Source organism: Bacillus sp. FSL H8-0534 (genome assembly GCF_038005885.1).
In the GTDB taxonomy this organism is placed as follows: Bacteria; Bacillota; Bacilli; order Bacillales; family Bacillaceae_G; genus Bacillus_A; species Bacillus_A pseudomycoides.
On record NZ_JBBOUC010000001.1, the window covers coordinates 5,167,868 to 5,180,734 of the forward strand.

General features: G+C 32.4%; 10 protein-coding genes and 1 pseudogene. 6 read left to right on the forward strand and 5 right to left on the reverse strand.

Annotated elements, in window-relative coordinates; genetic code table 11:
* The first annotated feature begins 132 nt into the window (after positions 1-132).
* Positions 133-1,044, forward strand: coding sequence for a VanW family protein (locus tag MHH71_RS26500; RefSeq protein ID WP_018781528.1), 912 nt, complete (start codon positions 133-135; stop codon positions 1,042-1,044).
* A gap of 773 nt (positions 1,045-1,817) precedes the next feature.
* On the opposite strand, the gene MHH71_RS26505 is transcribed toward MHH71_RS26500, so the two are convergent.
* Positions 1,818-2,270, reverse strand: coding sequence for a DinB family protein (locus MHH71_RS26505; RefSeq protein ID WP_003198931.1), 453 nt, complete (start codon positions 2,268-2,270; stop codon positions 1,818-1,820).
* Positions 2,271-2,289: 19 nt separating this feature from the next.
* Positions 2,290-2,823, reverse strand: a complete 534-nt coding sequence (locus tag MHH71_RS26510; RefSeq protein WP_003198930.1) for a GNAT family N-acetyltransferase — start codon at positions 2,821-2,823, stop codon at positions 2,290-2,292.
* A 236-nt stretch (positions 2,824-3,059) separates the two neighbouring features.
* Here MHH71_RS26510 and MHH71_RS26515 point away from each other — a divergent pair, with 236 nt between their 5' ends.
* Together MHH71_RS26515 and MHH71_RS26520 are read left to right on the forward strand one after the other, a co-directional pair.
* Positions 3,060-3,275: an alpha/beta-type small acid-soluble spore protein gene (locus MHH71_RS26515; protein WP_018767404.1), complete on the forward strand. Its 216-nt coding sequence runs from the start codon at positions 3,060-3,062 to the stop codon at positions 3,273-3,275.
* Between the two features lie 442 nt (positions 3,276-3,717).
* On the forward strand, positions 3,718-4,503 hold the full coding sequence (locus MHH71_RS26520) for a TrmB family transcriptional regulator (protein ID WP_006095550.1): 786 nt from the start codon (positions 3,718-3,720) through the stop codon (positions 4,501-4,503).
* Positions 4,504-4,519: 16 nt separating this feature from the next.
* On the opposite strand, the gene MHH71_RS26525 is transcribed toward MHH71_RS26520, so the two are convergent.
* On the reverse strand, positions 4,520-4,939 hold the full coding sequence (locus MHH71_RS26525) for a CbrC family protein (protein ID WP_050774413.1): 420 nt from the start codon (positions 4,937-4,939) through the stop codon (positions 4,520-4,522).
* Between the two features lie 355 nt (positions 4,940-5,294).
* On the opposite strand from MHH71_RS26525, the gene MHH71_RS26530 reads away from it, so the two are divergent.
* Complete coding sequence (locus tag MHH71_RS26530) at positions 5,295-6,680, forward strand: FAD-binding oxidoreductase (protein WP_033799025.1); 1,386 nt, start codon at positions 5,295-5,297, stop codon at positions 6,678-6,680.
* Positions 6,681-6,716: 36 nt separating this feature from the next.
* Positions 6,717-7,220: pseudogene (locus tag MHH71_RS26535) on the forward strand (SDR family NAD(P)-dependent oxidoreductase); the annotation flags it as partial.
* Positions 7,221-7,361: 141 nt separating this feature from the next.
* Here MHH71_RS26535 and MHH71_RS26540 read toward each other — a convergent pair.
* Positions 7,362-8,117, reverse strand: coding sequence for a cell division protein FtsQ/DivIB (locus MHH71_RS26540; protein ID WP_240516975.1), 756 nt, complete (start codon positions 8,115-8,117; stop codon positions 7,362-7,364).
* 706 nt (positions 8,118-8,823) lie between these two features.
* Complete coding sequence (locus MHH71_RS26545; RefSeq protein WP_255295776.1) at positions 8,824-9,723, reverse strand: VanZ family protein; 900 nt, start codon at positions 9,721-9,723, stop codon at positions 8,824-8,826.
* 977 nt (positions 9,724-10,700) lie between these two features.
* Between MHH71_RS26545 and MHH71_RS26550 the strand changes: the two genes are divergently transcribed.
* A complete protein-coding gene (locus tag MHH71_RS26550) occupies positions 10,701-12,812 on the forward strand; it encodes a peptidoglycan D,D-transpeptidase FtsI family protein (protein ID WP_003207932.1) in 2,112 nt (703 codons plus the stop codon).
* The last annotated feature ends 55 nt before the right edge of the window (positions 12,813-12,867 follow it).

The window sequence follows — 12,867 nt, forward strand, 5'->3', positions numbered from 1 at the left end:
TTAAAGAAAAGAGTAATTTTAATATAGTGGAAATCAAATTGTAATATTTTGTAGTCATATTGCAAAGTCATGTAATCATACATACATAAAATTGAAAACAAAGAGTAATGGTAGGGAAAAGGAGAGAGTATATTGTTACGTAAGGTACAAAGTATAGTAATAGGGGCACTATGTGTAAGCATAGTGAGTGGATGTGGTACAAAAATAAGTGAAGTTTCATTAGTAAGTGGCATAGGAGAGCATGCAGTAGAAGCTAAGACTGGTGTCAATGAAAGTGTAAGTTTAGTAGATGCTAGAAGTGGTAAAGAAGTAAAAAATGTTAATATAGCAAGCTTAGGTTATTTTGAAGATGAAAATAAGTTTAAAAAAGAAGTAACGAAGGTTGCTAAGGAAGTCGGAAAAACTATTGATCAAAAGATGGTCCCTTCTCGTATGGCAAGTGATGGAACATGGCAAGAAGGTAAGCCTTCTTATGAGTTAATGGAAAAAGAGCTAGTAGATAAACTAATGAACGTAGGAATGTGGGATTCTTCGTACCAACTACCAATTGTTGAGAAAAAACCTGTAGCGAAGCCGGAAGATGCAAGTGGAAATGGTGCAGTTTTAGGAAGGTATGAAACAAACTTAGGTGGTTCTACAGGTGGTAGAATCGAGAATATTCGTTTGTCTGCAAGTAATATTAGTGGTGTCGTATTAGGAAAAGGAGATCGTTTCTCTTTTAACGCATTAATTGGAGATACAACACCAGACAAGGGGTATCAGTTAGGAAAAGAGATTGTTGACGGGAAACTAGTAGATGGTTATGGCGGAGGAGTATGTCAAACATCTTCTACTCTTTTTAATGCTGCAGATCAAGCTGGTTTAAAAATGGTGGAGAGAACTACACACTCCAAAACAGTAGGATACGTTCCACAAGGCCGAGATGCTACAATTGCATATCCATATTTAGATTTAGTGTTTGAAAATACAAATGAAGTGCCTGTGAAGCTTTATATGAGCATAGAGGGTGGAAAACTTGTTGCTGAGGTACGTGCAGCAAGATAAGAATTACCGTACATAAAAGTCTTATAGATTCAACTAACGATTAGTGGAAGATTAGGGGAATCTCCACTGATCGAAGTTTCACTTTATTATGATCTGAGCCATTCTTTCTAGTATTTTTCTAGAAGGGGTGGCTTTTTGTATACGTATAAATCAGTAATGAAAATTTATCCGCTATTCGCGGGCAGTAATACTCCCACCTCAAAAATCAGCAAAAGCAAAGAGATTAGGTGGGAGATAAACTTCCTGTAAAAGCTCGATTCTTGAGGGCTAATAATCAGTGGGGATGAAGCCCCAACCGATTATTAAAGATTTACTTTATCTACTGATTTAAAAAACTTCTTTTGATAAACTAGAATAAATAGGAAATAGGGTGTTTTAAAAGTATATTTACAATTAGACAGCTATAATTTGATATAAAAACGCCAAGTGAACCAAATGAAAGTTTGTCCAAATAGATAACAGTTTTAATAAAGGATAATAGGCAGAACTTTGAGGAGGAGAGAACTATGCAATTCATTTTAGAAATGGTAGCAATTGCTGGAATAATATTTATTATTTTGATTTTAGGATTTAGTAAAACGTTAAAAGATGTCAATAGAAGGAAGAAGAATAAAGAAAACAAATGACTCATCATGCATAATGATAGAGAAAAAAGGTGCTTATGTATAGAAAGCATAAGTTTTTTTATAACAAAAATAAGGAGGAGGTCCGGCTGTGAGCTTTCCTCTTTATTTTTGTTATGTAATCCAAATCGGGAAAGGGTGAAAAGGAATTTAGTTTTTATGTTTTGTAAATATTTGATTAAGATGATGGTTCATATGATCAATATAATCTGTAACAAGCCATTCTAAAGTTACTTCCTGTTGGTCTTCCAACTTACATGTAAGTTGCCAGTGTTCATTCTTTACATTGCTTAGTAATTTTATCATTTGTATGTTAATAGCTTCCCATAATTTTAGAATTTCATTTGCTGAAAAAGATTGTTGATAATTATGTACTTGAACCCACAAATCTTGATCATAGCCAGTGAGTATAATTGTTTCCTTTGAAGTAAGAATATCAACAAAGCGTCTATGGTTTACCGTACCGGAATCGCAAAGATGACCTAATATTTCTTTTTTAGACCATTTTGTTGGGGCGAGTTTTATATCCATGTCAGAAAAAAGTATAATTTTTTGAGATGCAGTATGAATTATATGTTCTAATTGGGTTGCTAATGTAGACATGTGAATCCCTCCATTTTCATTAATAACTGAATGTTTGCAGCTCAATCCAATACCTTTTTACAACATTACCATCTTCTTCGATAAAATCATTATCACGAAGTCCTCTGTTATGCAAAATTGTTTTTTCTGAAGCAGTATTACCTTCATCACAAACGACAAGTACTTTTGTAACACCTAATTCTTTTATTTTTTCTAATGATAAAGCTAATAATTTTGTAGCATATCCTTTTTGTCTTGCTGAAGGACGAATACCATAACCGATATGCCCACCAGCATTGAATAGATGCTCAGTTAAACGATGACGAATATTTACAGCACCAACGATTTTGTTGTCATTTGTGATAAGCCAATAGGTAGAGTCCGGTACCCAACTATCGGGAATGTTTTTACCTTTCGCTGCATCCAGTAACTCTTGAACCATTGCTGGAAAATTAGAAGGATCTTTTGTGATAACCCAAGGAATCATCGTTTCACCACTATTTTTCCATTCTTGATAGAATTCTAAATATTCTTCTTGTAAGTCAATTGTGGGTTGTACTAAGTAGACATCCATTATTATTAGGCTCCTTTTATATATTTTTCGAAATATTAAAATAATCTTAACATAATTTGGATGGTAGAGAAATAAAGTACTTGGAGATATTGATGTTGATGAATTTAAAGGATATAGATTAGGAAAAGATTTCTACTCTAGAATCCCTTTGTTATGAAGTTAAATATTTTGAATTTATGTATGTATATTTATGGGTAATTAGAGAAACATATAAGAAATTAACTGGAGGTGAAGCAATGAATATTCGTGAAAATTACAATACAAATGAAATACTTATAACAGCTTCAGCGAGTGCTATTGAGCAAATGAAATATGAAATTGCTCGTGAACTTGGTGTTACACTTGGACCAGATTCTACAGCGCGTGCAAACGGTTCTGTAGGCGGAGAAATAACGAAGCGTTTAGTTCGTATGGGAGAAGAACAATTATCTGGACAATATAGAATTCATTAAAATATTTCTTTTTGAATATAGGTTATAAGTATTTTTTCTGTCTGGAATGTGTTTTGTTTCTTAGTCTGATGACAATAGAATACTGTCAGTAAATTAGAATAAACAAAAAAGTACTCTCAATGAGTACTTTTTTGTTTTCGCGTATTGAAATGACTTTTCAGAACCTTATTAGCAGGGGAACAAGGTTTTGAAAAGAAACACTCTTCATTATAAACTCCCCCGACTTTACGAATACATTTCGATATAAAAATGAGAAATACCATAATTATACATGTGAAACTTATCCGTAATAAAATGTTGTTCTGATTTTTTATAAGTAAGAAAAGACGGATAAAGTTTTGTTGACTTTCTCTTAAGGGAAGATTAATATGAATTTAAGTAGTATTATAAAATACCACTTAAATTCAATGTGAAATTTATGTGCAAAGTAAGGAGTGTTTCCATGATTGATTTATTAAAAAAGATAGGATTATCAGATCTAGAAGCGCGATGTTATTTGACATTACACGAAGAATCTGATTTGTCTGGCTATGAAGTTGCAAAACGGGTATCTGTTTCAAGAACAAATGTATATGCTGCGTTACGATCATTAACGGATAAAGGAGCTTGTCGAAGCATAGAAGGGGAGACGGTTCTTTATAATGCTGTTCCAATTGAGCAATTAATCCGTCTTTTTCAAACTGAATTTGAACAGACTTCGAAGGCACTTATCAATCAATTAAAAACTCCACCTAGACCTGCACCTGCTTTTTATAATTGGCAAGGAAGTAATGCATTAGATAATGCTGTACGCCGCGTTATTGCAAATGCGGAAACATCTATAGTTGTAGATGTTTGGTCAGAAGACTTGCACTATATAGAGGAGGCACTACTTGTAGCGGAATGCAAAGGAATTAGTGTTATCTTAATTACAATCGGGACAAGTAAAACACCTCTTAAACATGTATTCCAGCATTATAGGGATGAAGAGTGGCCTGCTGATGAAAGGAAATTTTCTATTCTCTGTGATTCTAGTTCAGCTTTAATTGGTAGTTTCGGAGGAGAGATTAAGCCATCTGCATTAGAGACGAATCATCCAGCAGTAATTGAAGTAATAAAAAATGCTTTTTACCATGATATGATGATGCAGCACATCGAAGAGGATTTTGGGAAAGAATTTCAAGAGAAGTATGGGGAGAATTACCGGAAAATGTTAAGCTATTTCAAAGAGAAAGGCTGGCATATTTAATGACGGCAATTGATATTCAATTTTGTAGTGAACTAATAAAACGTGTAGGAACCCGTTTATATGAAATTGCTAAATGAGCGATTTCTTCCCATTCCACATATCCAATAAATGTACAAAAATCATTACAATGACTCAGCCAATACTCCTGTTTCCATCCACCATATCCAGGCGTTCTATGGATAAGTTCTTTTACTTTTTCTTCATCACTTACTTCCTCGCAGGAGTATGGATCTTGAAATTCTCCATCAAATTTTTTAGATGCATTTCCATTAGCAATACACCAAGGACAGATGCTTTCTACCCTTTCTATAGAATAGAAAGGACCACTATAAACATACTCACGTTCGTTTTTGCAAACAGAACAAGTCGTAAATTCTTTAAATATAATCCCTAGTTCTAATGCGTTTGGATTATATTTAAAGGTCGGTAATTGCACGTCTGATTCCCCCATAAATGCTATTTATATTTACATCGTATTTCTATTGCTAAATTGTAATCAGGTTAATTTGAATATAAACAAAATATCTTTATTTTACAAATATTACTGAGGATGATTTGACTGACACATTAACGAGAAAGAAGATTTTTTCTAATTTCATGTTACATATTTTTGTGAGTTGATTAACTTATGGATGTCCAACTTAATAGTAATTGCACGGCATTTTTTATTTAGGACTTGAATTGATAGTTTTTTCAGATTATTATGTATGAAATAGTTCATAAGATGAATCGTTATAAAAAGATCTTAAATTGTATATGAAATCTGTAACAGAATGGTGGGAGAGAATGAAATGAAAGCTGTAACTGCAAATCTGATAATTGCTTTAAAAGAGGTACTTCCTGAAAAACAAGTAGTAGTAAATGAAACGGTGAGAGAACTGCACAGTAAAGATGAATCTTATCATCCTAGCAGTCTGCCTGATGTTGTTGTATTTCCAACAATGACAAAAGAGGTTAGTGAGATAATGAAACTAGCGAACAAGTACCAAACACCAGTTGTACCATTTGGAGTAGGCTCAAGCTTGGAAGGTCATGTAATTCCATATGAAAATGGCATTACAATTGATTTTTCACTGATGAATCAAGTGCTGGAGGTAAGAGAAAAAGATTTTCTAGTTAAAGTGCAACCTGGAGTAACTCGTTCACAGCTTAATAAAGAATTAAAAAAGTATGGATTGTTTTTCAGTGTGGATCCAGGGGCGGATGCAACATTAGGTGGAATGGCTGCTACAAATGCAAGCGGAACGACCTCAGTAAAGTATGGCGTTATGCGTGATCAAGTTCGTGATTTAGAAGTTGTACTTGCAGATGGAACGATTATACATACAGGGAATTTAGCTGCAAAGTCGTCATCTGGTTATCATTTAAATAGTATTTTCGTTGGATCAGAAGGAACACTTGGCTGTTTTACGGAATTAACGCTAAGAGTATATGGAATACCTGAGCATACGATGGCAGCAAGAGCATCTTTTCCGACAGTGAATGATGCGGTAGAAGCTGTAATTGATATTTTACAAGCTGGCATTCCGATTGCGAGAATTGAGCTTGTCGATGAACTTTCAATGAAACAAGTTAACAAATATAGTGAAACAAACTATAGGGAAGAGCCAACGTTATTTTTAGAGTTTCATGGAAATGAAGCGGGATTAAAACAAGATATTGATTTCACAAAAGAAATTGTTAAAGATCACAAGTGTAAGGCTGTTTCATTTGAAACAGAAACAGCAGCAAGAAATAAATTATGGGAAGCAAGACATAATTTAGCATACGCTTATGTTCATAGTTGCCCAGGGAAAAAACTGATGAGTATGGATGTTTGTGTACCAATTTCAGAGTTAGCAAGTGCAATACAGTATGCAAAAGAGACTTTAGATTCTATGGGAATTGTTGGGGGAATACTTGGACATGTCGGAGATGGGAATTTTCACGTTCTATTAATGGTGAATCCAAATGATACAGAGGAAGTGCATAAAACAGAAGCGGCAAATGAAAAAATTGTGATGTATGCTCTTGAGCGCGGTGGAACATGTACAGGTGAACATGGGGTAGGGATTGGTAAACAAAAATATCAAGAAAAAGAGCATGGAGCAGCACTTCTTGTGATGAAAAAAATGAAACAAGCTCTTGATCCGAAAAACATTCTGAATCCAAATAAGATTTTTAAAATTAAAGAATAGGGAATGATTCTGTCAATGACCCACGACTGAAGTCGCGGGTTTGGAAACTTTGCTTCCGTTGGGGAACAAAATTTAAATAAAATTGAGACGATGCTTCACTTGAATATTGAAGCCTTAACCGTTCTGTCCTCTCTTTATGTACGTGACTATACAGATGTTGAAGGAACGCAAATCATCAATATTTCTTCAGGAGGAGGATACTTGATTGTTGCTGATGCTGTGACCTACTGCGCGACAAAGTTCTATGTAAGTGCCTTTACAGAAGGTCTCGCACAAGAATTGAAAGGAAAAGGAGCAGCCATGCAAGCGAAAGTCTTGGCTCCTGCTGCAACAGAGACCGAATTTGCGAAACGATCCTATGATGTTGATAATTTTGAATATAATGGTGTTGTTCCTAAATTCCATACAGCTGAACAAATGGCCGGTTTCTTGCTCGATTTATATGACAGTGGGAAGGTGGTAGGAATTGTGAATGGAGAAACGTATGACTTCGAATTAAGAGATCCGATTTATCCGTATGTGACCAGGACAAGAAACTAGTTTTTGAAAATCCCAACATAACAAAAAGCCGATAGTTCTGAAGTGACCCCAAAAAGTTAGACACATTTTAACAATTGGGGGCAGTTCATTACTACAAGTTCTTTTTTATTTTTCCTATAATAGCAAATGTAATTTCAAGGCTTATAATTTGTTATTTGCAAATATAGAATCTTCTAAGTGAATTACAGGGTATTGTTTAGAATCTAAGTTTTTAGTTATGACTGGATATAGTTCCATTTTTTCAGACAAATCAGTGATTGAAGCGCTCACTGTAAACCCATTTTTCGCATATAGATATATATGGAATTTATCATTCTTAGTTGGCAAAAAATTAATCTCAGATATTATACTTTGTATTTCGCTCGGTAATTTATTTAACTCCGAAATAAGTTTTCTAAGTTGTTTTTCATCATTTCTAGTAAATTGTTTTATTACAGGTACACTTTTGGAGATTTTATCATTTGTAAATTTATCCAACATTGTACCATTTTCAAGTAGAAGATAATACTTATTATCTTTAATCATATATGCAACAGTGCTATTTTCTTTAATATTAATAGTGACTCGACTTGGAAAGTTCTTTGAAATTTCGACTTCTTTAATCAGATTATTTTTCTGTATTCTTTTTTTTATATCTTCTTCATGTAAATTCCAATAATTATCTTTGTCGCTTAAATTGGATAGACTTATAATTTCTGCTTTTGAAATTATTTCATTTCCAGTTACATATATTGTTGAAATTTTTCCAAAGCGATTTAAAAATAATAACAAAATAAAAGTTATTAATACACATATACTTAATGCTTTTTTCCTTCTAGCTGCTTTTAAATTTCTACTTTGTATTAGTTGTTGATGACGAACCTGTTGGTTAAATGGATATACATTATTTTGATTCATAATACCTTCCTCTAGTAGCCTATTATATTCCATTTAAAAAAATGCTCTAACATTTGTTGTTTAGTATGTTAATGGCCATCATGTACATATTTAGACTTTTTTACACTGCAGGGTGTATCCCCTAGCCCTGAAACGGACATAAATTCCTAAAACATTATATACATAATAGAATAATTTCTCAATATAGTTATAATATACAAGTGATATTCTTCGCAATTAAATAAACAGATACAGCATTTTAGATTTCTAATTAAAAAATTAGTAACATTTAGTGATATAGTAAATCATCTCTAAGTGTTCTTAAAAAAATATCACCATTTTGTAAAATAATCAAGGTATCGAAAGAAATTTCATTCTCCCGATATCTAATATAGGGAATAAGGGAAGTAATGCTAAGAAAGATGAATGATTATTTTCGTCGCGGGACTGAGAAGATGCCACCCCTAAGCGAAGGCTAGGTGGCGAGTAGTTCATAAATGCTTCGTAAAAAATTACATAAACAAAGGGAGAAGAGTGATAAACATTCTTCTCCCTTTGTCTGTAATTAGGGTTAGCATTATACTAATAAATATACGCTGTTGTGAACTGCTAGATGAACAATCCACTTCTAAGATTTTAACAGAAATAAATAATAATATGATATGCAATATTGCATATTAAGATATAGGTGTTCGGTATATACCCTAAATTGGAAGACTTGTATTCTTTATTTTTTCCATTCTGTAAGTGTAACATCCCATAGTAATACATCGGTATCAATGAACTTGATACAAAGTTCATTTGCTTTATCCAACTCTATTTCAAAGGAACTTTTTGATGTAGATATGTTTTTTTCAGAGAATTGAACTGTTTGTACATCTTTTCCATCCACAGAAATAATTATCTTTCCAGAACGTTTACTAGCACCATCTGGGATACCAAGATAGCCCGAAATTTTTATATATTTACCCTTTAACAAGTATTTAAATTGCTGAAAATCTGTTCCATTACTACTATACATATTTAATTTAGATTCAATTTTTTTATGAGCAATTTCAAAACTATGGAAATTTTTGTCTTTCGGTGCATATCCATTAGTTTCTGTCAGTTGATTTAGTCCTATAATAGTTCCGTTTTTGAGAGAGTGTGGCTGCTTTTCTAATGATTTGTTAAATTCACCTACAACAACAATCAATCCTAAAGTAAGGATTGATGCTGTTACACAAGTAATAATAAGTTTTTTTAAAAAAGTATTTGAACGAAATCCTATTTTATATGCAGCAAATCCTATTATAGCACCCATTGCATTCACAATTACATCATCAATGTCAAAACCTCCAAGAAAAGTTAGCATTTGTAAAACTTCTAGTATAAGGATTGAAATACAAAATGAGGTAATGAATCGAATGAAGCTACAGCGGTATAACAAAGGAATTAGTACTCCAAAAGGTATGAATGCAGTTAAATTCCCAAAATTAAAAACCCATAGGTTAAAGTCTTCTTCACCTGTCATATTTGGTAATCCTAAAGGAATACTAGTCGGAATTAACTGGTATTGGTATTCATAATTAATATATTTTAATCCCAACCTATCAAAACCAAGAAACATAAAGTAAAGTATTAAAATTGAATAAAAACCTAATATTGTGAGGACAATCTTACGGTGTTTACCTTTGATAATAAAACCTCCTATTACTCAAGAATATTCGTATTGTTTTTATTAAATATGTATTTTTAAAATATAGCAATAAAAACATATTAATATAAGTAATAATGATGTATCAACAAAAAAATAATTTGTCAAAAAGTTAAATTGATAAAGGTGGTGAATAAGTATATCGGAATCAATTTTTGGTGATTTATTTATTTTAAATGTCGTTTAAACGTAATTTATATTTTTGAATAAAACTTATACACTACACAATTTTAAAAAGGTATTTTATACAGTTCATTCATAAAACGATTATTAACAATTCGATAAAATTTGTGAGGATTCAAAAAACATTTTTCAAACAATAACAAAATTATGGAACACGCTTGTTGAGAAGATTGAACATGAAATGTGTATAATCCGTAGGACAGGGTGCTTACAATTTAGATTTTGAATAAATTTATTGTGGAATAAATTTTATAAAACTTATATATAAAGATATTAAATTATTGTCGTTAAAGATATCCCTAAAGACTCTAAATAGAGAAAGTGTTCTTTAATTTTGTTTGACAGGAAAATTTTCATTTGTATAATTAAGAAATGAGTTTATCTAGGTATTGCTATTTTATTTTTCATTTGAAAATGGATCTATCGCTCTCACATTAGTAGTTATGCTAGTAACAGACGGATTGGAAACGTTTAATATAATGTCGTTTTTATTTGATTTATAATAATGTTTATTATTTCCGAAAAGTACAAATACTCCCGTTTAATAACATATTAATAAGTTTACTTGGGTATTTGAAGTTGTATTATCGTTAATCGTAAAATGCAATATACTAAATTAGTTAATGATTTTTTATTAGAAATCTATCAGCTGTAATAAACTTATTATTTTTAATTACATTTAGAACTGTATTATTTTAATATATTGTACTTAAGAGGAGAATGAAATGAAACAAAAACAGAAAAAAAATACTAAAAAAAGTACGATTCCCTTAAGGTTGAATATATTGTTTTTCTGTGTATTTTTACTATTTTCAGCTGTTATTATTCAGCTAGGAAAAGTACAAATCATTGATGGAGAGAGTTATAAGAATATAGCGGAGAAACAAGGGAATTCCACAATCAGCATTCCCGTTCCACGTGGGCAAATTTTTGATCGAGAAGGAGAAAAAGTTGTTAACAACAATGCTATTCGTACTATTACATATACAAGGATGAAGGGTGTAGATTCAGAAGGTATTCTAAAAACAGCTAGAGATCTGGCGAACGTACTTGAAATGCCAGAAGAAGACATAAATAAGTTAACCGAAACAGATAAAAAGGATTTTTGGGTAAAGTTAAATAAGGAAAAGGCTCAAAAAAAGATTACGAAACAAGATGAGGCAAAATTCCGAGCCAAAAATATTGAAGGGAAAGAGCTTGATAAAAAAATAGAGGAATTAAGACGAGAACGTATCACAGATAAAGAACTAGGCGAATTAACACCAAAAGATTTAAAAGTATTAGCTATTAAAAGTAAAATGAGTTCGGGCTACTCAATGACACCTCAAATTATAAAGAAAAATGTGCCTGAGAAAGAATACACCATTATAAGTGAAAATTTAGCTAAATACCCAGGGGTAGATACAACAGTTGAATGGGAACGTAATTATGTAAATGGTGATTTATTTCGTTCGGTATTGGGTAATATAACAAATTCTGAAGAAGGACTGCCTAAAGAACACTTAGACTCTTATATGGTACGTGGTTATAGCCGCAATGATCGCGTAGGAAAAAGTTATATTGAACAACGATATGAAGATGTATTACATGGAACAAAAGCAGAAATTAAAAATATTACTGATAAAGAAGGAAACATTATTCGAACGGAAACCGTTTCTAAAGGGAAAAGCGGAAACAATGTAACGTTAACAATAGACATGAAATTACAGAAACAGGTAGAAGAGATTATTGAAAAGCATTTAAAAGCTTTTAAAGGTTCAGAACGTTTATTAGACCGAGCATTTGTTGTTATGATGAATCCAAAAACGGGGCAACTTTTATCTATGGCAGGGAAAAAATTAGTCAAAAAAGATGGAAATATAGAAGTGGAAGATTATGCTTTAGGCACAATGACAAGCTCCTACGAGCTTGGATCTACTGTAAAGGGAGCAACACTTTTAACAGGATATGAGACAGGTGCCATAACACCAGGAACATATTTTTATGATGCACCAATGAAATTTAAGGGAACAGCAAAAGCTAAGAAATCTTGGAAAGACTTTGGAACTATTGATGATATAAGAGCATTACAAGTTTCATCTAACGTGTATATGTTTAATACAGCTTTAAAAATTGCAGGTATAAATTATGTACCGAACAGTTCTTTAGATATTAAAGCGGCTACATTTGATAGGATGAGATATTATTTTGGGCAATTTGGATTAGGAGTTTCGACTGGAATTGATTTACCAAATGAAACGTTGGGACAACAAAAAAAACAAAATTATCAACCAGGTTTTTTACTAGATTTAGCTATTGGTCAGTTTGATACATATACGCCTTTGCAACTTGCACAGTATGTTTCTACCATTGCAAATGGGGGGTATCGAATGAAGCCGCAGATTGTACAAGAAATTCGGGAGCAAACAACGCAAGAAGAAGATATTGGTAAAGTTGTACAAACTATGCAACCCATTGTGCTGAACCGCGTAGATATGAAAAAGGAATATATCGACCGAGTACAAGAAGGCTTTAGGCAAGTGTTCCAAGAGGGTGATGGAACTGGTGTGAGGTATTTTCAAAAAGCTCCTTATAAACCAGCTGGTAAAACAGGAACAGCGCAAACAGTTTATGGAGGCGAGGATCCTGTTGGTAGAGATTCAGAAGGGAATCGTATTCATTGTTACAATTTAACTTTAGCAGGATATGCCCCATATGATAATCCAGAGGTTGCATTTTCCGTTGTTGTACCATGGGTAAATGATGATAAAGGTGGAATTAATTCAATGATTGGTAAAGATATCTTAGATGCATATTTCGCTTTAAAAAAGAATCAAGGAAGTAACGTTTCTCCATAAACAAACAAGTTGAATGCTTCTAGTAAATATATATAAACGAAACGCCCCTACATTA